Origin of the sequence: Pseudomonas sp. FSL L8-0168 (genome assembly GCF_037976155.1) — a bacterium.
In the GTDB taxonomy this organism is placed as follows: Bacteria; Pseudomonadota; Gammaproteobacteria; order Pseudomonadales; family Pseudomonadaceae; genus Aquipseudomonas; species Aquipseudomonas paracarnis.
In genome coordinates, this window is sequence record NZ_CP150262.1 from 1,385,957 (window position 1) to 1,408,046 (window position 22,090).

The following is a 22,090-nucleotide window of genomic DNA, read 5'->3' on the forward strand; positions in this document are numbered from 1 at the left end:
GCGAAGCGAGCCGCTGTTGATCTTGATCTGCTTTTGATCTTAGGCGCCCCGTTAAACCACGCTGGCCGAACGCAGGCTTGAATTCGTGGGTAACCCGGCAGGACGCCGGGTTAGCCGCCCCGCGCCATGGATGGCGCGTGGCGGCGGCCCACGAATTCAAGCCTGCGTTCGGGCACACCGAGCCCAAGCGAGGTGCCGAGTGGTGGGGCAAGAGCCCTTTGGTTACTTTGGGCTGGGCCGGCATTCCGGCTCTTTTCCAAAGTGACCCGCCGTCAGGGCGGAACCCTAAGTGGCCGTTACCGCAGCAATGGATATGTACCCAATCCAACTGTGTTGCCTGCCAGGCCGCCTTCGCGCGCAAGCCCGCTCCCACAGTAGGATCGCGGGGTGTCAGGTAGAGAAGCATCGCCTGTCAGGCCGTCATCGCAGGCAAGCCAGCTCCCACAGAAGATCACGGCACATCAGCCAAAATCTCGGATCAGCCACTGCTTCTATCGCTCAATCCTCGCGAATACTTGCCTGATCCTCCGACTTATCGCCTGCCGGGATAGATACCCCTTGCGCCGTGGTCTAGAGTCCAACCATGCGCGCGTGGCCAAGATGAAACAGGTTCTCAACCCCGCCGCCATAACCCGTCGCCCATGAGCGACACCAGGGTATGCCACCGAGCACGTCCCTGATAAGAAAAAGCACCACCAACCGATGATCAGCAGGTGAGCCCGCATGGAATTACGTATCAACCAAAAGGCCTATCAGGTCGATGCCGAAGCCGACACCCCGTTGTTGTGGGTGATCCGCGATAACCTGGGCATGACCGGCACCAAATACGGCTGCGGCCTGGCCCAGTGCGGCGCCTGTTCGGTGCTGGTGGACGGCAATGTGGTGCGCGCCTGCGTGACGCCCGTGGCCGGCGTGGTCGGTCGCGAGATCACCACCATCGAGGCCGTCGAGGCCGATGACGTGGGCAAGCGTGTGGTGGCGGCCTGGGTCGAACATCAAGTAGCGCAATGCGGTTACTGCCAGTCCGGGCAGGTGATGGCGGCCACGGCGCTGCTCAAGCACACCCCCGCGCCGACCAAGGCGCAGATCGACGCGGCGATGGTCAACCTCTGCCGTTGCGGCACCTACAACGCCATCCATGCCGCCATGGATGCCTTGGCCGCCGGGAAGGAGACCGCCTGATGAACACCAACGAGATCATTCCCGGCGTGACCCTGGGCGAACCGATCAACCTGTCCCGTCGCCGCTTCCTGGCCAGCACCGCGGTGGGCGCGTTGGTGATCGGTTTCGGCTTGCCACTGGGCACCTCCCGCGTGCAAGCCGCGACCGGCGCCGCCGCTGAACGCGGCACTCAAGTACCCGCCTTCCTGGAAATTCGCCCCGACGGCAGCGTGCGCCTGCTCAGCCCCTTCATGGAAGGCGGCCAAGGCACTCACACCGCCATGGCGCAGATCGTCGGTGAAGAATTGGATGCCGACCCGGCCACGTTCATTGTCGAAGCGGCCCCGCCCGGCGAAGCCTATGTGGTGATGGAAAATGGCCTGCGCATCACCGGCGGCAGTATGTCGGTGCGCATGAGCTACCCGACCATGCGCCGCCTCGGCGCCCTCGCCCGCGCGATGCTGATGCAAGCCGGCGCCGAGCAACTGCGCGTACCACTCAGCGAGCTGACCACCCAGCCCGGTCGCGTGGTGCACGCCGCTTCCGGCCGCTCCCTGGGCTACGGCGAACTGGCAGGTGCCGCCCTGGATATGCCGGTGCCCGACCCGGCCAGCATCACCCTGCGCGACCCGAGCCAGTTCCGCTGGATCGGCAAGCCGGTCAAGCGCCTGGATGCCTATGACAAATCCACCGGCAAGGCGCAGTACACCATCGACCTGAAAATCGACGGCATGCTCCACGCTGCCGTCCAGCATGCGCCACGCCTGGGCATGACCGTGGGCAGCCTGCGCAACCAGGCGCAGGTGCAAGCCATGAAAGGCGTGCATTCGGTTCACACCCTGCCCGGCGCCGTGGCCGTGGTAGCCGAGCGTTGGTGGCATGCCAAGCGGGCCGTCGAAGCCATCCAGGTCGAATGGCTTGAAGCCGCCGCCGACTCCACCGTGCGGGCGATGCCGGCGGATTTTTCCAGCGACAAGTACCGCGACTTCCTCGCCGCCCAGCAAGGCCCGGCCCGCGATGACGAAAACGAAGGCGATGTGGCCGGCGCACTGGCCAGCGCCAAAACCCGCGTCGAAGCCACCTACCACAACCAGTACCTCAACCATGCCCAGCTGGAACCGCCTTCAGCCCTGGCACGCTTTAACCCCGACGGCACGCTGGAGGTGTGGCTGCCTAACCAGGCGCCGGATATGTTCCGTGCCGACATCGCCAAGCGCACCGGCCTGAGCACTGAGCAAATCACCCTGCACTCACCGCTGCTGGGCGGCTTTTTCGGCCGGCATTTCCTGTATGACTCGGCAAACCCTTACCCGCAAGCCATTGCGTTGGCCAAGGCGGTGGGCCGGCCGATCAAGCTGATCTGGAGCCGTGAAGAAGAATTCGTGCGCGATGTATTGCGCCCCGTCGCAGTGGTCAAGTTCCGCGCCGCACTGGATGACAAAGGCCTGCCCGTAGCCATCGAAGCGGTCAGCGCCACCGAAGGCCCCACCGAAGCCATCGCCGGCAAACAGGGCGACGCTATCGACCCTACTGCCCTGGAAGGCTTGTCGGGCAAGAGCTATGCGATCCCCAACAAACGCATTGCGCAGATCTACGTCAAAGGTCCGGCTATGCTCGGTTACTGGCGCTCGGTGGGTAACTCGCTCAATGACTTTTTCTACGAAGCCTTCCTGGACGAACTGGCCGACAAAGGCGGCCATGATCCCTATGAACTGCGCCTGCACCTGCTGCGCGACAACCCGCGCCTGACCACCCTGCTGCAAGCGGCCGCCGAGCTGTCTGGCGGTTGGAAGCGTGGGCCCTACACCGCCGAAGACGGCACCCGCCGTGCACGCGGCGTGGCCATGGCCTCGCCGTTTGGCTCCCATGCAGCGGTGGTGGCCGAGGTGTCGATCGAGAACGGCCAGGTCAAGGTTCATCACATCTGGGAAGCGATTGACCCGGGCAGCATCGTCAACCCGGCGATTGTAGAGGCGCAGGTCAACGGTGCCGTGGCCTTGGGCCTGTCGCAAACCTTGTTGGAGGAAGCGGTGTACGTGGATGGCAAGCCACGGGCGCGCAACTACGACCTTTATCCGGTGCTGCCGCCTTCCCGTATGGCGCAGGTCCACGTGAAGATCGTGGAGAGCGGAGAAAAAATGGGCGGTATCGGCGAACCGCCGTTGCCGGCTGTGGCCCCGGCCGTGGCGAATGCCGTGGCGCAGCTGACCGGCCAACGCATCCGCAGTCTGCCTTTGAGCCGTTACACCTTCAGCTAACCGACAGGGAATGCCCATGAATAACCGCCGATTCGCAAGAACCGCAGGGTGGCTGGTGCTGCCCTGCGTGGTCGCCGCCGGCCTGCTGGCCTGGTATGTCACCCGCGAGCCTGCCTCGCCTTTTGAACAGCAACAGGCCACGAGCTTCGACCCCGCGTTGGTCAGTCGCGGCGAATACGTCGCGCGAGTGAGTGACTGCGTGGCCTGCCACAGCCTGCCAGGCAAGACGCCCTTCGCCGGGGGCCTGGAAATGGCCACGCCGCTGGGGGCGATCCACGCCACGAACGTCACCCCCGACCGCGAGCATGGCATCGGTGCCTATAGCCTGGCCGACTTCGACCGCGCCGTACGCCACGGCGTAGCACCGGGCGGGCGACGGCTCTACCCGGCCATGCCCTACCCGTCTTATGTGAAGCTCAGCGACGATGACATCCAGGCGCTGTACGCATTTTTCATGAAAGGCGTGCAACCGGCCAACCAGCCTAATATCCCCAGCGACATTCCCTGGCCGCTCAACCTGCGTTGGCCCATCGCCCTGTGGAACGGTGTGTTTGCACCGACCGCGACCTATGCCGCCAAGCCCGGCCAGGACGCACTGTGGAACCGGGGCGCCTATATCGTCCAAGGTCCCGGCCACTGCGGCAGTTGCCACACGCCTCGGGGGCTGGCGTTCAACGAAAAGGCCCTGGACGAATCCGGCGCGCCGTTCCTGGCCGGTGCTCTGCTCGACGGCTGGTACGCCCCCAGCTTGCGCCAGGACCACAACACCGGCCTGGGGCGCTGGAGTGAGGAACAGATCGTGCAGTTCCTCAAGACCGGTCGCAACCAGCATGCCGTGGTCTACGGGTCGATGACCGAGGCCTTCAACAACTCCACGCAGTTCATGCAGGACGATGACCTGGCCGCGATCGCTCGCTACCTCAAGTCACTGCCCGGCGACCCGCAGCGTGACGGCAGCCCTTGGCAATATCAGCCGGTAACGGCGCGCTCGGATGTCCCCGGTGCCCACACGTACGCCACCCGCTGCGCCTCCTGCCATGGGCTCGACGGCAAAGGCCAGCCCGACTGGATGCCGCCCCTGGCCGGCGCCACCTCGGCCCTAGCCACGGAAAACGCCTCCGCGATCAACATCACCCTCAACGGCTCACAACGCGTGGTCACCGCCGGGATGCCAGACGCCTACCGCATGCCCGCGTTTCGTGAGCAATTGTCCGACCAGGAAATCGCCGACGTGCTGAGCTACGTGCGCGGTACCTGGGGCAACCACGGCGGCGCGGTCGATGCAAAGGCCGTGGGCAAGTTGCGTGGGCATACCGACCCGGCGAGCAGTAGCCCTATCATCCTGCATATGCGCTGATCGGTCGCGATCAACTGTGGGAGCTGGCTTGCCTGCGATGCAAACACCTCGGTTCCTCAGGTAAACCGAGTCGATCCATTCGCAGGCCAGCCAGCTCCCACGCTGGCCATGCATTGCCCACAAAATCAGCGCCTGGCACAGGTCCCCTGTGGGAGCGGGCTTGCCCGCGAAGGCGGACTGTCAGTCACTGCATCGTTAACTGAACCACCGCTATCGCAGGCAAGCCAGCTCCCACATTCGGCAATGAGCATCAATGATATAAGCGGCGGCTGGCAGGCCTCTCTATTTGCTCTCGTCCGCCTTGCCTTCCTGCATCTGCACCGACGACTGGGTGCCACTGTTGTTGTCTTTAGTGGCGTTGTCGGCGTTGTCAAAACAGCCGTGCAGCAGGAACGCGCTGCACAGGCCCACGCACATATAAAGCTTCTTCATAATCGTTCACCTGTTGGCAAGTGTGTGTTATCGGCGTGACGAAAGCAGAATTCGTCCGCCCATGATCTATCTGTCTGGAACAGAAGCGCTGGCGTTCAAAAAATAGCCCCTTGGCTGACGAATGGGGCCGCGTGTTATTCAAACGGGATCACCGAAATCTTGCCGTTGCGCTCAAGAATCGCGAAGCGGATCTGCTTGAGTTCGACAAGCCCTTGGGTAGACCGGGCCGCCTCAAGAATGTCGCCCTCGTCCAGGCGCGCATGCTTGAGCCTTTTATGCAGCACCTGGCCTTGCTCGACCAGCACCGTCGGCCCGCCATCGAGCACCCGTGCGAACCAGGCTGAACGCTGCTTGGCCAGCGAGAAGCCAATGTCGATGGCAATGAGGGTGGCGATGACCAGCACGGCGTTGGTCATCGAGAAATCTTCGCCCAGCAACGCCTGTTGGGTGGCTTCGCCGATGACCATCAACAACACCAGGTCAAAGGTGGTGAGCTCCGCCAGCGTGCGCCTGCCGGCAACTTTGAACAGCACCAGCAGCACCAGGTAAATCGCCACAGCCCGCAGTACAGAGTCCATGGTTGCCCCCTCGGATCATTGAATGGGAAACGACCGATTCATACGGATTAGGTGACCACCGCGCCGCGGTGGTTCATTCTTTCGACACGTCTCGACCACCATCTAAAAAGATGATGGTTTCAGCGCAACTGAATCGTTGAAATGATCGAAATTTCGGCAGTAACGCAGTTGATACCGGGGCGTTGGCAGCGGGTCACAGCTCTATATCGATCACGCTGAAGAAGGAACCCCTGTCATGAACGACTCACAACGCGCCTGGGAACTGGCTATGGTGCTGATTGCCAATGGCCGGATCCCCTTCGACCCCGCCAACCCGAGTGGGTCGGTGAAAATCCTTTCCAAGCATCTGCAAGCGCTCGAAGAAGCACTGCGTGAACAGGCCACACACGTCGCCACGCATGAGCGCCTGGGCAAGAACAACAGCCGCAGGCCCTCGTTGGTGTGTGCCGACTAGGCGTCAGGCTTTGGTTCGGTTACAGCCGATCCGACTCGGCAACTGGCCCTGCCTGGCCTTCAGCGTGGCTTGCAGCGCTTGCGGCAAGGTGCTCCAGAACGTCAGCCCGGAGCGCTCTTCGATGTGATCCACGGTGACCTGGTAATCACAGAAGTCTGCGCCCTTGGGGGTTTCCTGGTTCATCACGAATGAGGCGTACAGGCCCGTTTCCGGCGAACTGCCGACCACGATGATTTTCCAATAGCCACTGGGGATGGTGTGCACTTTGTTCGTGCCCGGCAACGAGCCGACAAAATGTTCATACAACGGGCCGGTAGCCACATACACCTGATCGACGCCTGGTTCCTTGCTGAGGTTGCGCTCCTGGTCTTCCAGGCGCGCCCAGGGCCCCTGGTTGAGCTCGGCCTTTTGCGGGGTGATGTTCGACAAGTAGTTGAGCGTTTGCCAATCGGCCACCCCGGCCATCGAAGCCAGGTTGGCCTGATGCCCACGGTCGATTTTGAGCGCGACGTTGGCGCCGTTGTAATCCACCGGGTCCAGGGTTTCCCCGGCTGGAATATCCGGGTCGGTGCGCCAGTCACGGGAGCGCCCGCTGGCGGCAGTGGTCTTAGTGATCTTGTAGGAGACCCAGTTGGCAAACTTGGTCGAGCCGTTGTTGTTCAACGTGTAGGCCTGGCGGTTCAACGTCACTGGGCTGCCGCCGGTGGGGCAGCCAACCGCGCAGTTATCGAACGGCAAGGCTGGCGCAGGGAGGACGGCGGATTGGCGTGTGGGCGTGGTACAGGCGGCCATCAACGGGATCAACGAAAACGCCAGGTACTTGAACGATGTGCTTCCTTGCATGGTGTTACTCCTTGGGATGTATCTGTTAAAAGACTGAATGGCCTCGGCCGATGCGCTTCCTGCGCAAGTCGAGATAACCATTGGAACACATAAACATTTCTAAACAACGACCGCAACCAGGCCAACAAACGTAACCCCTTCGCACCCTGTAACTGTGCTATAGCGGGCGATAGCATCGCCTCATCAATGCACAAGGGACTGTCATCAAGCACGTGGGGGCAAATGTTCAAACAGAGGATGCTCCACGACCATGGCTGAATACCTTCTTCCTCCCGCTGCCCCACACTGGCTGATCCGCCAAGCCACCCCCGACGATGTGCATGCCTTGGTCGCACTGGATGCCTACGCAACCGAGCATGCCAGCCGTCGTGTGTTTATCTATGACGCCGTGGTTCGCCAGCAATGCTTGGTAGCCGCCGACGCTAACGTGTGCGCCGGCTACCTGGTGCTCACCCACGACTTTTTCAACCATGGGTTTATTGCGCTGGTGGTGGTTTCACCGCTGTACCAGCGCCAAGGCGTCGCCCTTCGTCTGCTGTCAGCGGCCGAAGCAGCCTGCAAGACGCCCAAGCTGTTCGCATCGACCAATGCCTCCAACGGCGCGTCCCAGGCCCTGCTGACGAAAGCCGGCTTTATTCCCAGCGGGCAGATCGAGAATCTGGACGATAACGACCCTGAACGTGTGTACGTCAGGTTCATTCGCTGAGCTCCATAAGGTGCCTTCTGCGCGGGCGGGAACCTTTTCTCGAATGCACAATCTGTGGTTCACCCTTTTGAACCGATTGAGACCCTGCGCATGCTTGTGAAAAAAGCCGTCCTCTGCCTGGCACTGCTAAGTGCCGGCTTCATCGCAGGCTATGCGGCCAAACCCACCCCGCAGTTGCAAGTCACCGCTGGCCAACTGATGGAGTGCGGCGAACTCATGATCCCGACGCTTGGGATGTGAGCCGCGCATACCCAGGTAAAAGCCGTTTCAGCCGCTCGACGTCACGTGCGCAGGATGCACGTTGAACCCATTGCGCCCCGCCGCCTTCGCACCGTAAAGCGCTGCATCGGCCGCCTCGACCAAACCCAACACCGGCTCCAGCCGTGAGCCCATGCCCGTCGCAACGCCGATACTCACGCTCACGCGCCCGAAGGGGCTGCCTGGGTGTGTGATGTTCTCCTGCTGTAGGCGCGAAAGAATGCGTTGCGCGACCACCGCAGCGCCTGTGCTGTCAGTCGCGGGCAGAATGATCGCCATTTCTTCTCCGCCATAGCGCGCCACCAGGTCCGACGGGCGCCGCACGCACGTTTCCAATAACGTGCTGACTGCCTGCAAGCACGCATCTCCCGCGACGTGACCAAAGGCATCGTTAAAGCGTTTGAAATGGTCGATATCGAGCATCAGCAATGCCAGCGACGTACCTTCGCGCTGCGCCCGACGCGCTTCCACGGCCAGCGTTTCGTCAAAACAGCGGCGGTTGGCCAGGCCGGTCAGCGCGTCCTTTTTCGCTAATAGCGCCAACTGCCGATTGGAGTCGAGCAACTGTTGCTGGGCGACACGCAACGCCTCTTCCGCCGCCGTACGCCTGCGGATATCCAGGATCAGAAACCAGCCGATCAGTCCCGTCAGCCCCAGCAGCCCCGCCACCACGACCGCTGACAGTGCCGCCTCGATGCGCCACGCCGCGAGGGCTTCGTGCTTGCCCAACGCGACCGTGGTGATCAGCGGCAGGGTTTCGCTTTTGCGAAAGGCATAGAGTCGCTCTACCCCGTCCAGGCTGGAGGTATAGGCCGCAGTGCCCACAGGCTGGTCGACGAGGTACTTGGAATAAATAGGCGAGGTGGAAAAGTTGCGGCCCATGTCCTGCTCGCGGAAGGGGTAACGCACCAGCAACGTGCCGTCGGCGTAGGACAGGCCGATGGCGCCCTCCTGGCCTACATCGAGCTTGCCGAATACCCGCAGAAAGTTTTCCACCCCCAGGGTCACAGCGACCACGCCAGCGAAGTTGCCGGCCGCGTCGTTGAAACGGCGGCTGATGGTCACCACCCATTCATGGTTGGCGCGGCTTTGAATCGGCGGGCCAATAAAAGGTTCAGCGCTCGGATCGTCGCGATGGTGGATGAAATAGGCCCGATCACTGCTATTGGCGCCCTCCGGAATCGCACGATTGGAAGACAGCAGCCACCGGCCCTGATGATCATAAATGGTGATGCCGCTGAGCTGCGGCATCAGCGGCTGCTGTCGGTTGATCAGCGTACTGATGCGCTGGATTTGCACCGGGCCACTGCCTTCGGTTTCCAGGCGCTCCACCAACCCCAGCAACAGCAACGAGCTTTGCCGCACGATGCCTTCGGTATAGGTGTTAAGGGCCTGGGTCAGGTTCAAGCCATGCACGTCCACTTCCGCCAGCGCACGGTCGCGGGAAGACAGGACTTTCCAAATCGTCAGCGAAGTCAGGGAACAGCCGATCACCAACAGCAACAGCATCACAAGACGGGTATCACGCTTCACGTCAGCACCTTAAGGAAGTCCGGTTTCCATCCAGCCATCATTCGAACGTCGGTACTCACAGGGGCAACCGGTTCCAGAGTGCCAGCATACAAGCAGTCTGTGCGAGCTGCAGCTACAGAGTGTGCGGCTGAGCGCCGGCCAGAGGAGCCAGCGCCTTTAATGACCACTATCAAAACAGGGTATTGAATGCTAAACCAACCGTTAAGGTCGCTATTAATTCAATATCAATCGACGCAGAAAAACTTATACGAAGCGGCACTTTCTGAGCCCACTTGTACAAGTTTCATCTGCCACTCTACCGTTCATCGCCCTTTTTAAAAAATTTCAAAACATCTGCGCACTTTCCCTTATCAGAAAAGATGTCCGTTGCATAAACGGGCAACTAGCGAAACGACATTTCAAAACTGGGAGTATTGTTATGACGACGAGCAATAAAAACCCTGGAAACTTTGCCAACGATCGCGAAAAAGCATCAGAGGCGGGAAAGAAAGGTGGACAGGCCTCTGGCGGCAATTTCGCCAACGACCGCGAGAAAGCCGCGGAAGCCGGGCGTAAAGGCGGCCAGAACAGTCATGGTGGGGGGCGTAAGTCCTGACCACACGGGCAGTACCGCTGTTCCGTTTGTTAACAAAGGGCATTGATCATGCGTGCGTCCATTGATAATCAGCGCGGCGAGCCAGCTCGCAGGCCGATTGTAGAAGTGCAAACTAAAGCAAGGACTGGCCTGCGTTCTAATACGTCTGCGTGTTACGAACATCAGCAACTTGTTGAACAAGCCGAAGCCACGATAAGTGCATCTAAAACGCCACCCTTGTGTGAAAGGCACTTATAACTGTGCAGCTTGATGCACGCGACCAAGTGCACGTTTCCAGCACAATCGAAGTGAACGTTACATTACCGACATAACGACGAGGTAACTGAACATGACTACTCAAGACAAGCAAGGCCAAATGAGCGTCAGCGAAGCCGGGAAAAAAGGCGGCGAAGCCACTTCTGCGTCCCATGACAAAGAGTTCTACCAGGAGATCGGCAGCAAAGGTGGCCAAAACAGTGGCGGGAACTTCAAGAATGATCCCGAGCGCGCCGCTGAAGCCGGCAGCAAAGGCGGCCAGAACAGCGGGGGCAATTTCAAGAATGACCCCGAACGCGCCGCCGAGGCGGGCAGCAAAGGCGGCCAGAACAGTGGCGGCAATTTTGCCAACGACCGTGAAAAAGCTTCCGAAGCCGGGCGTAAAGGTGGCGAACACAGCCACGGCGGCGGACGCAAAAGCTGATGTGCTTGATGCAGGGGAGCCGTGCTCCCCTGCTTTCATTGATGAGGGACACCATGCCTTTACACATTATCAACTTCACCGCACCGGTCACCGCTTCTACGTGCAGCCAACTGATTGAAAAAGCCTCGTTGGCCGTACAACAAGATGCCCAGGGCCTGGTACTGAATATCGCCACCATGGGTGGTGAATGCAGCTACGGCTTTACGATGTACAACTTTTTATTGTCCCTGCCGATTCCGGTGCATACCCATAACCTCGGCACCGTGGAATCCATGGGCAATATCATCTTTCTGGCTGGTGAGCGCAGGACCGCCTGCAAGCACAGCAAATTCCTGTTCCACCCCTTCCACTGGCATGTGCAAGGCGCGGTTGACCATTCGCGCATGTCCGAATACGCGATGAGCCTCGATTACGACTTGCAGTTGTACGCACGCATCGTGGCCGAGCGCACCGCCGATGCTGTCGAAAAACTGGAGACCGAAAAGTACCTGATCGCCGCGCCACGCATTCTCGACCCGCAACAAGCGCTGACCGCCGGCTTGATCCATGGGATCGAACTTCCCGTGGTCAAGGCGGACTTCGTGAGCAGCTTCATTCACTCCTAGCACCTTTTATTCAATAGGGGAGCCTCACAATGGACGAAGAAACGATCCGACTCACCGCGTACCGCATTTGGGAACAGCAAGGGAAGCCTGACGGTCAGGATTTCGTGCACTGGTTACAAGCCAGGGAGGAGCTGACAACCCCGCCGACTGACGGCCTGGCAGGCTCGATAGCAAGTAGCGTCACCCCGCCCAACCCGGACCGATCAAAGCGCCAGGCGACCGCCGCCGGGCAAAAAACCCGCAGCAGAAAACCCAACTGCTGAACCCACAGAGCAGAGAGTGAGGACGCGCCTGTCGATAAACCTGCCAGGGTTCTAAAACATCGACAGCCGTCCAAGCGCCATCCCCTCCCCGCCGCCTCTCGATACTGGCATTAAAACATCAACTAATCGCTCGTTTGAATTCTTCCTCTTTAGCAGTTGAAAACGCCCACTTCTTAATCGAGAGTGGCCGTTCATTCAGGGAGGAATCGATGTGACCCATCTACAAGCGAACCGAAGTTGCCTGCAATGTAAACAACCCTACGAATCGACGCTGGATGACCCCGACTTTCTAGTGTCGTCGGCCTCTGACATGCTCTGCCCGGCCTGCAAGCAACACTATGCAGCCGACCTGATGAAAGAGGCACTTCAACGCAGCGTGCAAAAGTTGTGCATGTTGCAGGAGCGACGCAAAAAACAGTAAACACGCGCCTCGCCCCTACCGCCACCCGCATGGACACCGTCCATTAAAAATACATTCATTCGGGTGGCGGCGGCACATAAGGCTTTGCAATAAACGGGATACTCCCAGACGGGCGCCATCTTACATTCTCAAGACCGTAGCGCTCGGCCAGCGGTTTACTGATGCGTTTGATCTTTTCATTACGCGACCTGGGAATAATGCCAATGCCTGCATCGCAACAGGCCCAATGCCACGCCTCTGCGTTATTCATCACCTCCGCTCTTATAATGAAAGACTTAGGCTCGTGGTGGTATTCGTATTCGATGACATATAAAGAATTTTTCATAACCTCTCCTTCTGATTTTTTTGTTATTTGCTCAGAACGAAGGTTCAGAAATTTTAATGTTTTAATGACGACGATCACGCACTTGCTGTTGCACTACCGTTCGTCGGCCTCGCATTAAAAAAATAAAACTGCTTATGCTTCTTTTGTTTCTTAATACTGAGTCTGTTCACTCCAGGCTCTTGGTAAAAACTCCTGTCTTGCCCGCACTCTGTGCGGGCTTTTTTATTTTGCCGCACGCTACACCCTATGGCGAGGGAGCTTGCTCCCGTGACGGCCGGGCAGCCGACGCTTGTCCAACCGACGCACCGAGGTCCAAGCTTGCCTGTCGGACCAAAATCCTCGTCGGCTGTCAGGCTGCCTTCGCGAGCAAGCCCGCTCCCACATTTGGATCGTTTGGGATCAGGAAGATAGGCGCCGGCTGTCAGGCCGTCATCGCAGGCAAGCCAGCTCCCACATTCAAGATCGCGGAGCCACTCAATCGTCGTCGTGCACGTGAGCGTCAGCACAGGGCAGTCGGCCGGACTCACCTCCGGCAATCCGTTCCGCCTGATCAATACCGCGTTTGAGCGCGTCATTCACCGTCCATTCGGCACCCGGCAACTGCTTGATGCGTTCAACCACGCATTGCCCCGTCGCGGTATAAACGCAGAGCAGCACTTCAATATCAGCGTCCTCCCGCTCTCGGGCCCTGACTTCGATATGGCAGCCGTTTTCGACTTCCCGGGTGAAGCATTTTTCTTTCAGTGCTTTTGAGACCCAGGCTTTATAGGTGTTGCCACGTATAAACATAGCGCTTCTCCAAAACCGTTAGTGGGGTTGGCCATCAACTAACGACTGAAATCCCTAACCAGAATTCAGACTTTCTTCAAGGCCAGCTCCATCATGCACCGATAAAAACCTTTTACCGTTTCGCCTGTTAAACCGTTCGTCAGGCGAGGAAACAAATTGTTAAACCAACCCACCGGGCTCTATTCAAAATGTTCGGGAGCGCGGCGAAATGCGCCCTGCAGAGCGGCAGCAAAAGCCAATAAAACCGAGCAGTAGAAGCACTTTTCCTACTGACGGCACCTTATTGCCGAGTGTTTAACACCTGACGGCTCCTGAGGTTAACAAGCGCTTCGCTTAGTTAACGCTTGAGCACTGATTCGGCACAGCAAAACGCAAGTTTCCAATACAGGAGCAAGGCATGAAACGAGCGATGGGTTATTGCCTGGTCACTATCACCAGCCTCTTCTTACTCACCAGTTGCAACCTGGTGGTATTCAACCCCAAGGGGCAAGTAGCAACCGATGAGCGCGACCTGATTATTCTCGCTACGGGCCTGATGCTGCTGGTGGTCGTTCCGGTGATTGTGATGATGTTTGTCTTCGCCTACCGCTACCGCGCCACCAATAAAAAAGCGCGTTACTCCCCCCGCTGGGCCAGTTCGCACAAAATCGAAGCGGTGGTATGGGGCGTTCCCCTGCTGATCATCATCGTCCTGGGGTGGGTGACGTGGGAGACCACCCACGCACTCGACCCCTATCGCCCGCTGGAGTCAGACACCCCGCCGATCAATGTGCAGGTGGTGGCCACCGACTGGAAATGGCTGTTTATCTACCCTGACCTGGGCATCGCCAGCGTCAACGAACTGGCCCTGCCGGTACACACGCCGGTGAGTTTCACCGTCACCTCCGACGCGGCCATGACCTCGTTCTTTATTCCCGCACTCGGCGGGCAGATCTACGCCATGGCCGGCATGCAGACCAAGTTGCACCTGATCGCCAACGAAACCGGTGAGTTCAGAGGGATTGCCGCCAACTACAACGGCCCCGGTTTTTCCGACATGCATTTCACCACGCTGTCCCTGAGCACTGCCGACTTTCAAACCTGGGTGACAAAGGTCAAGGGCGCGGCCACCTCTCTGGACCACAGCACTTACGCGCAATTGGCCAAGCCGACCCTCAAGCACCCGGTGACCTATTACTCGGCGGTACAGGAGCGCTTGTTCCTGGACATCGTCGATAAATACGAAGGCATGAACAAGGCCAATAAACCCCGGCGCTCGCCATTGAGCGACGCTGCACAACGCACCGATCAACACCCAAGTCTGCTGGCTGAGGAGCGGTAACCATGTTCGGAAAACTGTCGTGGGACGCGATCCCAACCACTGAACCCATTGTGATGTACACCCTGGCCATCGTCGGCCTGATCGGGGTGGCGTTGGTGGGCTCGATTACCTGGAAACGCAAGTGGGGCTATTTGTGGCGCGAATGGTTCACCTCGGTGGACCACAAGAAGATCGGTTGCATGTACATCATCGTCGCCCTGGTGATGCTGCTGCGTGGGTTTTCTGATGCGATCATGATGCGCACCCAACAAGCCATGGCCGCCAGCGGCGGGCCGGGTTACCTGCCGCCGGAACATTACGACCAGATCTTCACCGCCCACGGCGTGATCATGATCTTCTTCATGGCCATGCCCTTCGTGGTCGGCTTGATGAACATCGTCGTGCCGTTGCAGATCGGCGCTCGGGATGTGGCCTATCCGTTTCTCAACGCCCTGAGTTTCTGGCTGTTCGTGGTGGGTGCGGCGCTGGTGAACATTTCGCTGGGGGTCGGTGAGTTCGCGCGCACCGGCTGGGTCGCGTATCCGCCGTTATCCGAGCTGGGCTACAGCCCCGGCGTCGGCGTGGATTACTACATCTGGTCATTGCAGATATCCGGCATCGGCACGCTGCTCACGGGGGTGAATTTCTTCGTCACCATCCTGAAGATGCGCACCGAAGGCATGACGCTGTTCAAGATGCCGGTGTTCACCTGGAATGCGCTGTGCACGTCGGTGCTGATCCTGGCGGCATTCCCGATCCTCACCGCCACCCTGTTGATGCTGACCCTGGACCGTTACCTGGGTATGCATTTTTTCACCAACGAGGCCGGCGGCAACCCGATGATGTACGTGAACCTCATCTGGGCCTGGGGGCATCCGGAGGTGTACATCCTGATCCTGCCCGCGTTCGGGGTGTTTTCCGAGATTGCCGCCACCTTCAGCAGCAAGCGGCTGTTCGGCTACGTGTCGCTGGTATGGGCGACCATCGCGATCACCGTGTTGTCGTTCATCGTGTGGCTGCATCACTTTTTCACCATGGGCGCGGGGGGCAACGTCAACGCGTTCTTCGGCATCATGACGATGATCATCGCGGTGCCGACCGGGGTGAAAATCTTCACCTGGTTGTTCACCATGTACCGCGGCCGCGTGCGCTTCGAAACGCCCATGCTGTGGACCCTGGGCTTTATCGTGACCTTCAGCATCGGCGGCATGACCGGGGTGCTGCTGGCGGTGCCGGGGGCCGATTTCCTGCTGCACAACAGCCTGTTCCTGATCGCGCACTTTCACAACGTGATCATCGGCGGCGCGGTGTTCGGCTATATGGCCGGCCTGACGTATTGGTTCCCCAAAGCGTTCGGTTTCCGCTTGAACGACAAGCTGGGGCGCATCGCTTTCTGGTGCTGGCTGGTGGGCTTTTACTTCGCGTTCATGCCCTCCTACGTGCTGGGTTTCATGGGCATGACGCGCCGACTCAATCATTTCGACAACCCCGAATGGCGGCCCTGGCTGCTGCTGGAGTTGGTGGGGGTGGCAATCATCCTCTGCGGCGTGGCGGCGCAAGCCTTGCAATTGTTTGTCAGCATCCGCAACCGTCATCAATACCGCGACCTCACCGGCGACCCGTGGGACGGGCGCACCCTGGAATGGGCCACCGCGTCCCCGCCGCCGCTGTACAACTTCGCCGAGCAGCCCAAGGTCAATGACCTGGACGCGTACTGGGGCATGAAGGAGCGCGGCGTCAGCACCCTCAGCCACACCGACTATCGCAGCATCCACATGCCGCGCAATACCGCGTCGGGCCTGGTGATCAGCCTGTTTGCGCTGGTCTGCAGCTTTGCGTTGGTGTGGCACATCTGGTGGATGGCGGCGTTCGGCCTGGTGGCCTCGGTGGTGGCGTTCGTGGTGCGCAGCTACGACGAAGACACCGATTACTTCGTGCCCGCGCAGGAAGTCGCGCGCATCGAAACGGCACGTCTCAAAGACCTGGCAGAGGCTTGACCCATGTCCAATATCGTTATGGAAAAAGACATCGCCCACACCCACGAACAAGGGCATGAAGACGCCGGTTCCCTGAGCCTGTTCGGGTTCTGGATCTACCTGATGACCGACTGCATCCTGTTCGCGACCTTGTTCGCCGGCTACGCCGTGTTGCGCGACAGCGTGGCGGGCGGGCCGTCGAGCATGGATATTTTCGAACTGCCCTATGTGCTCGCCGAAACCATGCTGCTGCTGTTGAGCAGTATCACCTACGGCTACGCCATGCTCGCCATGAACCACGGCAAGCAACGCGATGTGCTGCGCTGGCTGGGGCTCACGTTCGTGTTGGGCGCGGGCTTCATCGCCATGGAGATCAACGAATTCCACCACTTGATCGCAGAAGGCTACGGGCCGGACCGCAGCGGCTTCCTGACGGCCTTCTTCACCCTCGTCGGCACCCACGGCGCGCACGTGTTCACCGGGTTGATCTGGATGGCGGTGCTGATGGTCCAGGTCAAGCAACGCGGCCTGACCAGCACCAACGCCACCCGGCTCAGTTGCCTGAGCCTGTTCTGGCACTTTTTGGACGTGGTGTGGATCTGCGTCTTTACCGTGGTCTATCTGTTGGGGGTGGTGTGACATGTACAAGCAAAGCTCGCTTCACAGCAGTGCCGGTACCAGCCATGGCAGCAGTCGCTCCTATCTGGTCGGGTTCCTGGTGTCAGTACTGCTCACCCTGATTCCGTTCGGCCTGGTGATGTTCCCGTCACTGCCGCGCACCGTCACCGCCTGGTTGGTAGTGGCGCTGGGCGCGATACAAATCGTGGTCCACCTCAAGTTCTTCCTGCATCTGGACACGGCCGAAGAACAACGCTGGAACCTGATTGCGCTGATTTTCTCGGCGATCATCATTCTTCTGTTGGTGGGGCTTTCGCTATGGATCATGGACAGTATTCATCACAACATGCTGGCGCACTGAAACACTGGCGGGGGCTGTTCAATACCGCCATCGAGCTCACCAAGCCGGGCATTATTGTCGGTAACCTGGCCTCGGTGCTGGGCGGTTACCTGCTTGCCGCCAGCGGGCATGTGGCCTCGGTGACGCACGGGCTGGCCACCCTGCTCGGCACCGCCCTGGTGATCGGGTGCGGTTGTGTCATCAACAACTGCATTGACCGCGACATCGACCGGCGCATGGTGCGCACCTGTCATCGGCCATTGGCATTGCGCACCATCAGGGTGTCCACTGCCGCAGGCTATGGGATCGTCCTGGGCGCCTGCGGTTTTGGCTTGCTGTGGGCCGGCAGCAATGCGCTGGCGTGTGGGCTGGCAATGGTCGGGCTGGTGATCTATGCGGGGGTCTACACCTACTGGCTCAAGCGGCGTTCCTACTGGGCCACCTTGATCGGCAGCGTCTCCGGGGCGATGCCGCCGGTGATCGGCTATTGCGCGGTCACCGGGCGGTTTGACCTCACGGCCATGCTGCTGATCGCGGTGTTCTGTTGTTGGCAGATGCCGCATTCACACGCCATCACCGTGATGCGCCGCGAGGATTTCCGCGCCGCAGGCTTGCCGCTGTTGAGCCTGGCCCAAGCCCATCGGCAGATCCAGGCGTACATGCTGGCCTTTCTCGCCAGCGCCCTGATGCTGGGCGCGGTGGCGCAGATGGCGGCGTTGTATTTTGTGGTGATGCTCGGGCTTGGGGGGTATTGGCTCAACCTGGCGGCCAGCAGTACACGGCTGACTGATCCGACCGGCTGGGCGCGCAGGATATTCGGGTTTTCAATTGTGCTGGTGCTGGCCCTTAACCTGGCGTTGGCGGTGCTGAGGTAGCTCTGCGGGCGGGCACCCGTGGAATGCAATGCTCAAAGCAACGAAGATCAACTGTGGGAGCTGGCTTGCCTGCGAAAGCGGTCGTGTTGTAACAGATGCAGTGACGGACACACCGCCTTCGCGGGCAAGCCAGCTCCCACATTTTGAGCGCATTGGCCTGCTCGATCAGGCATCGAGCACCGCCCGGATTTTGCGCGGCAAATCAGCAGGCTGATACGGCTTGGGAATCAACTCGAACTCATGCACCTCTATCTCCGCGCGGGCCAACGCGTCTTTCGCATAGCCGGTAGTCAGCAAGATCCTGATGTGCGGATACAAGCGCGACACCTCCCGCGCCAACGCCGCGCCATTCATCGCGCCGGGCATGATCAAGTCACTGAACACCAAGTCATACGTCGCCTGTTTGAGCATGCCCAATGCCTCGGCGGCATTGAGGGCGATGTCCGTGTGGTAACCGTAGTCAGACAGGATCACCTGCGCCAACTCGGCCACCTCGGGCCGGTCCTCTACAATCAGGATGCGTTCGTTACCTTGCGGTGAGATGGCTGTGGGTGTCTGCTCGACCCACAGCTGGCTGTCATCTGCAGGAAAGTACAAGCGAATCGTCGTACCGATGCCCGGGTCTGAATGAATCCGCGCCGTGCCGCCCGATTGCTTGACGAAGCCATACACCATCGACAACCCCAGGCCTGAGCCCTGGCCTTCTTCCTTGGTGGTGAAGAACGGCTGCATGACTTTGTCCTGAATACCTGCGTCGATGCCGTTGCCGTTATCCGAGACCGAAATGCTCACGTAACAGCCCTCGGTCAACCCATCACGCTCGGCACCGACATCGCCCGGTACCTGGACGTTGCAGGTCTGGACGGTTACCGCTGGGTCCGCACGCCCGCGCAAAGCATCCTGGGCATTCGATAACAGGTGCTGCACTGCCAGCTCCGCCTGGACAGGGTCGATGCGGCAGTTCCACAAATCGTCGGCAAGTTCTACATGCAACTCGACGCCCTGCAGCGCACGTGCCATGAATTCGGGGCGGCTGAGCAAGCTGTTCAAGTTGATCACCCGACTGTCGAGCCGTTGCTTGCGCGAAAACGCCAGCAACTGCTGGGTCAGGGTCTGAGCTTTTTCCGCCGCTGCCCTGGCACGGCTGGCACTGTTGACGATGCGCTGCGGATCGCTACCGGGGCGCTTGGCGCTCTGCTGGATCAAGTCCAGATAACCCATCATCACTTGCAGCAGGTTATTGAAGTCATGGGCAATGCCACCGGTCAGTTGCCCCAGCGCTTCCAGGTCTTGCGCGCGACGCACGCGCTGTTCTGCGTCGTGGCGCCGGCTCACGTCCAGCTGCGATGCGAAAAAATACACCAGTTGCCCACGTTCGTTGAACAACGGCGAAATGAACAGCTCGTTCCAGAAGGTCGAGCCATCCTTGCGGTAATTGAGCACCTCGACACAGGCCTCATGGTGCTGCTCAACCGCGCGCTGCACTTGGTGCAGCGCGTTTTTGTCGGTTTGAGGCCCCTGCAGGAACCTGCAATTACGTCCGATCACTTCGTCCAGTTCAAAGCCTGTCAGGGTCAGGAACGCCTGGTTGGCAAAGATGATCGGGTTATCAGGCCCCGCGGGGTCGGTCACGATCATTGCACTGTGGCTGGCTTGCATGGCCGCAAAGAACAGGTCTTTGCGGCTGGCAGACAGCATTGCCAATTCCATACCGTCGACCACAGGCTTCTTCTTTGTCGCCAAGGTTCACCTCCAGATACGTGGTACGTGTTCCATGGACCGTGAAAACGCTGCGCAGTGCCATCTTGTGCCGAGCGGACGCGGCGCCCCCCAAGGGCACCGCACGTGTCTTTAACGCTTGGCTTGTGTGTCAGGCGCCTCAGAGCGTTGCAAAAACGCTTGCGTAAGCTCTGGCAAGTGCGCGAGCAACCACTGAGCCATGGCGACTTCCTGGGGTAGAATCTTTTCGCACGCCGCTTGTGTCTCGGCATCACCCGCTGCCTTCGCGGCCGCGATGAGCACCGTGTAGCTGGCCACTTCCATATTTTCAAACACGTAGCCGGCCATCGCGCCCTTGATCACCTCGTCACTCATCAGCGAGCCACCGACCGCCTGACCGAAAGCCATCAGCTTGCCGCCCACGTCTTTAAGGGTCGAGGCACTGCCTCCCAAACGCGTCAGGCATTCGTCAATCAGTTGCTGCTGCCCAAGGGTTTCCTCAATGTGCTCGTCGATTCGCGCCTTTAGTTGGGGGTAATTCTCCAGGCGCTCGGACTGTGCCTTGAGCATTTTCTCGGCCTGTTGCTCCATCGCATGGGCATCACGTAGCCAGTCGAGCAGGTTTTCCTGTGGGGTTGCCATGTCGTTGTCCTCGTCAAGAAAGTCGAAAGCACCGCACGCCCTTCAGCGTGCGGCTGTTCTCAATCAAAGGTCGGGCTTGGGCTTGAGGCCCGCCCCCAGGTCAGCGCCGGTGGTGGGGTCGCTGGTGGGGTCCGAGAGCGTGCGGATTTTCATCGCGCTCAGCACCGCTTCATCGTCGGCGTCCAACTGCACGCTGGCGGTGCCGTCACCGCCATCGACCGCCGGTTGTGGGTTTTCCACAAACTCCCAACCGTCACCCTGGTTCCAGGGCCCGCGCAGGTTCTCCGCGCCTTGGGACATGTTGAAGTACACCTGGGTGAACTCCGGTTTGCCCGGCAACTTGCCCTGGGGAAAATTCGGCTGGATCGCATGCAGCGCTTTTTCGAAGGATATCTGGTGAGCGATTTCCCGCGTCATCAAAAACCCCAGCGCATCTTTTACACCCGGGTCATCGGTGACGTTCATCAACCGCTCATAGACAATTTTGGCCCGGGCTTCGGCGGCGATATTCGAGCGCATGTCTGCGGTGGGTTCACCAATAGTGTCGATGTAGGCGGCGGTCCACGGCACGCCGGCAGAGTTGGTCAAAGGCGAACCCGCCCCGTACAGCAGGCTGGTGATATGCGAGTCATTGCCGGCGCCATTGAGGGCACGATACAACTCGCCCTCCTCTTCCACGCCTTCGGCCATTCGCCCCTTGGCGCCCTTGTTGAGCATGACAATGATGGAGCCGACGATCTCCAGATGGCTGAGTTCTTCGGTGGCGATGTCCATCAGCAAATCTTTGCGCCCCGGGTCGTCTTCCGCCAAGGCTTGGGTGAAGTAACGGGACGCGGCGGCCAACTCACCTTGAGCGCCGCCAAACTGTTCGAGCAAAAGGTTAGCCAGGCCCGGGTTGGGCTCGGCGACACGCACGGTGTATTGAAGTCGCTTGTTATGTAGAAACATGAACAAATCTCCTCAGGCTTACGGAAAAAGGCGCCCTGCTGGAATGCGCGCCTACCTTGCATGGGAAGTGGCCTGCGCGTGGAAAATTTCAAAATAAACCGGCGCCTCACGACCAGCGGTAATGCGCTGCAGGCCAAGCGAAACGGCACTTGTAGCGCAGTTCTCTCAATTGGCGCCGTGGTTTTCCGACTCGGGCACGGCGTCGATGCCGGGCGTACCGCTGGCGGGTTTGATGGTGGCGTCAGCGGGTGTTGCGGCGCTGTCGGGATGGTCCCAATCGGTAGTCGCGTTGGGGTCTTCGTCGCGCCCGGCAGTGCCGATGACGCAACCGTCTTCATTGGGTGCGTCTGGATGCTCGAGCGGCCGGTACTGTGGGTTGGATGGGTTGTGTTTCATGGCTGAAAAGCTCCCGTTC

25 protein-coding genes are annotated in these 22,090 nt (G+C 59.8%); 15 read left to right on the plus strand and 10 right to left on the minus strand.

From position 1 onward, the window contains the following. Window positions 1-723 precede the first annotated feature (723 nt). From MHH62_RS05720 to MHH62_RS05730, 3 genes are read left to right on the plus strand one after another with little or no spacing between them, the layout of a single operon-like run. On the plus strand, window positions 724-1,182 hold the full coding sequence (locus tag MHH62_RS05720; RefSeq protein WP_014718046.1) for a (2Fe-2S)-binding protein: 459 nt from the start codon (window positions 724-726) through the stop codon (window positions 1,180-1,182). Further along, window positions 1,182-3,419: a molybdopterin cofactor-binding domain-containing protein gene (locus tag MHH62_RS05725; RefSeq protein ID WP_032903499.1), complete on the plus strand. Its 2,238-nt coding sequence runs from the start codon at window positions 1,182-1,184 to the stop codon at window positions 3,417-3,419. Before MHH62_RS05720 ends, MHH62_RS05725 begins: the two co-directional genes overlap by 1 nt. A gap of 16 nt (window positions 3,420-3,435) precedes the next feature. Next, window positions 3,436-4,776 (plus strand): cytochrome c, encoded by a 1,341-nt coding sequence (locus MHH62_RS05730; RefSeq protein WP_032905029.1) that lies wholly within the window; start codon window positions 3,436-3,438, stop codon window positions 4,774-4,776. A gap of 282 nt (window positions 4,777-5,058) precedes the next feature. Here MHH62_RS05730 and MHH62_RS05735 read toward each other — a convergent pair whose 3' ends face one another. Then, entirely contained in the window at window positions 5,059-5,208 is a 150-nt protein-coding gene (locus MHH62_RS05735; protein ID WP_019821498.1) for a hypothetical protein, read from the minus strand. 134 nt (window positions 5,209-5,342) lie between these two features. After that, window positions 5,343-5,786 (minus strand): YetF domain-containing protein, encoded by a 444-nt coding sequence (locus tag MHH62_RS05740; RefSeq protein ID WP_014718042.1) that lies wholly within the window; start codon window positions 5,784-5,786, stop codon window positions 5,343-5,345. A 235-nt stretch (window positions 5,787-6,021) separates the two neighbouring features. Between MHH62_RS05740 and MHH62_RS05745 the strand changes: the two genes are divergently transcribed. Next, a complete protein-coding gene (locus MHH62_RS05745) occupies window positions 6,022-6,240 on the plus strand; it encodes a hypothetical protein (RefSeq protein WP_014718041.1) in 219 nt (72 codons plus the stop codon). A gap of 3 nt (window positions 6,241-6,243) precedes the next feature. Here the strand turns inward: MHH62_RS05745 and MHH62_RS05750 are convergent, their stop codons facing one another. Further along, window positions 6,244-7,083 carry a DNA/RNA non-specific endonuclease gene (locus MHH62_RS05750; RefSeq protein ID WP_073454006.1) on the minus strand — a complete coding sequence of 280 codons (840 nt, stop codon included), beginning with the start codon at window positions 7,081-7,083 and terminating at the stop codon, window positions 6,244-6,246. Between the two features lie 250 nt (window positions 7,084-7,333). Here MHH62_RS05750 and MHH62_RS05755 point away from each other — a divergent pair, with 250 nt between their 5' ends. Both MHH62_RS05755 and MHH62_RS05760 read left to right on the plus strand, forming a co-directional pair. Next, a complete protein-coding gene (locus tag MHH62_RS05755; protein WP_003190483.1) occupies window positions 7,334-7,789 on the plus strand; it encodes a GNAT family N-acetyltransferase in 456 nt (151 codons plus the stop codon). A 90-nt stretch (window positions 7,790-7,879) separates the two neighbouring features. After that, entirely contained in the window at window positions 7,880-8,029 is a 150-nt protein-coding gene (locus MHH62_RS05760; protein ID WP_019821496.1) for a hypothetical protein, read from the plus strand. Window positions 8,030-8,056: 27 nt separating this feature from the next. Here the strand turns inward: MHH62_RS05760 and MHH62_RS05765 are convergent, their stop codons facing one another. After that, window positions 8,057-9,580, minus strand: a complete 1,524-nt coding sequence (locus MHH62_RS05765) for a sensor domain-containing diguanylate cyclase (RefSeq protein WP_014718038.1) — start codon at window positions 9,578-9,580, stop codon at window positions 8,057-8,059. 418 nt (window positions 9,581-9,998) lie between these two features. Here MHH62_RS05765 and MHH62_RS05770 point away from each other — a divergent pair, with 418 nt between their 5' ends. From MHH62_RS05770 to MHH62_RS05785, 4 genes are all read left to right on the plus strand, one after another. Then, on the plus strand, window positions 9,999-10,175 hold the full coding sequence (locus MHH62_RS05770) for a general stress protein (protein ID WP_014718037.1): 177 nt from the start codon (window positions 9,999-10,001) through the stop codon (window positions 10,173-10,175). 328 nt (window positions 10,176-10,503) lie between these two features. Further along, complete coding sequence (locus MHH62_RS05775; RefSeq protein WP_014718036.1) at window positions 10,504-10,854, plus strand: general stress protein; 351 nt, start codon at window positions 10,504-10,506, stop codon at window positions 10,852-10,854. Between the two features lie 53 nt (window positions 10,855-10,907). After that, window positions 10,908-11,459, plus strand: coding sequence for an ATP-dependent Clp protease proteolytic subunit (locus MHH62_RS05780; protein WP_014718035.1), 552 nt, complete (start codon window positions 10,908-10,910; stop codon window positions 11,457-11,459). A 29-nt stretch (window positions 11,460-11,488) separates the two neighbouring features. Beyond that, entirely contained in the window at window positions 11,489-11,722 is a 234-nt protein-coding gene (locus MHH62_RS05785; RefSeq protein ID WP_032903496.1) for a DUF2934 domain-containing protein, read from the plus strand. Between the two features lie 476 nt (window positions 11,723-12,198). Here MHH62_RS05785 and MHH62_RS05790 read toward each other — a convergent pair whose 3' ends face one another. Continuing rightward, window positions 12,199-12,468, minus strand: a complete 270-nt coding sequence (locus tag MHH62_RS05790) for a DUF6555 family protein (protein ID WP_003190473.1) — start codon at window positions 12,466-12,468, stop codon at window positions 12,199-12,201. Window positions 12,469-12,942: 474 nt separating this feature from the next. Further along, window positions 12,943-13,257, minus strand: a complete 315-nt coding sequence (locus tag MHH62_RS05795) for a hypothetical protein (protein WP_020303217.1) — start codon at window positions 13,255-13,257, stop codon at window positions 12,943-12,945. A gap of 409 nt (window positions 13,258-13,666) precedes the next feature. On the opposite strand from MHH62_RS05795, the gene cyoA reads away from it, so the two are divergent. From cyoA to cyoE, 5 genes are read left to right on the plus strand one after another with little or no spacing between them, the layout of a single operon-like run. Next, complete coding sequence (cyoA, locus tag MHH62_RS05800; RefSeq protein ID WP_229999504.1) at window positions 13,667-14,578, plus strand: ubiquinol oxidase subunit II; 912 nt, start codon at window positions 13,667-13,669, stop codon at window positions 14,576-14,578. A 2-nt stretch (window positions 14,579-14,580) separates the two neighbouring features. Further along, window positions 14,581-16,554 (plus strand): cytochrome o ubiquinol oxidase subunit I, encoded by a 1,974-nt coding sequence (gene cyoB, locus MHH62_RS05805; RefSeq protein WP_014718030.1) that lies wholly within the window; start codon window positions 14,581-14,583, stop codon window positions 16,552-16,554. Between the two features lie 3 nt (window positions 16,555-16,557). Beyond that, entirely contained in the window at window positions 16,558-17,172 is a 615-nt protein-coding gene (locus tag MHH62_RS05810) for a cytochrome o ubiquinol oxidase subunit III (RefSeq protein WP_038449753.1), read from the plus strand. Window position 17,173: 1 nt separating this feature from the next. Further along, window positions 17,174-17,512, plus strand: coding sequence for a cytochrome o ubiquinol oxidase subunit IV (gene cyoD / locus MHH62_RS05815; RefSeq protein ID WP_014718029.1), 339 nt, complete (start codon window positions 17,174-17,176; stop codon window positions 17,510-17,512). Then, window positions 17,470-18,366 carry a heme o synthase gene (gene cyoE / locus MHH62_RS05820; protein WP_339232647.1) on the plus strand — a complete coding sequence of 299 codons (897 nt, stop codon included), beginning with the start codon at window positions 17,470-17,472 and terminating at the stop codon, window positions 18,364-18,366. Before cyoD ends, cyoE begins: the two co-directional genes overlap by 43 nt. 165 nt (window positions 18,367-18,531) lie before the next feature. On the opposite strand, the gene MHH62_RS05825 is transcribed toward cyoE, so the two are convergent. From MHH62_RS05825 to MHH62_RS05840, 4 genes are all read right to left on the minus strand, one after another. Then, entirely contained in the window at window positions 18,532-20,109 is a 1,578-nt protein-coding gene (locus tag MHH62_RS05825; RefSeq protein ID WP_198833484.1) for a histidine kinase famiy protein, read from the minus strand. A 108-nt stretch (window positions 20,110-20,217) separates the two neighbouring features. After that, complete coding sequence (locus tag MHH62_RS05830) at window positions 20,218-20,727, minus strand: DUF892 family protein (RefSeq protein WP_133634799.1); 510 nt, start codon at window positions 20,725-20,727, stop codon at window positions 20,218-20,220. Window positions 20,728-20,790: 63 nt separating this feature from the next. After that, entirely contained in the window at window positions 20,791-21,675 is an 885-nt protein-coding gene (locus MHH62_RS05835) for a manganese catalase family protein (protein WP_014718025.1), read from the minus strand. A gap of 165 nt (window positions 21,676-21,840) precedes the next feature. Then, complete coding sequence (locus MHH62_RS05840; RefSeq protein WP_014718024.1) at window positions 21,841-22,071, minus strand: hypothetical protein; 231 nt, start codon at window positions 22,069-22,071, stop codon at window positions 21,841-21,843. Between the last annotated feature and the right edge of the window lie 19 nt (window positions 22,072-22,090).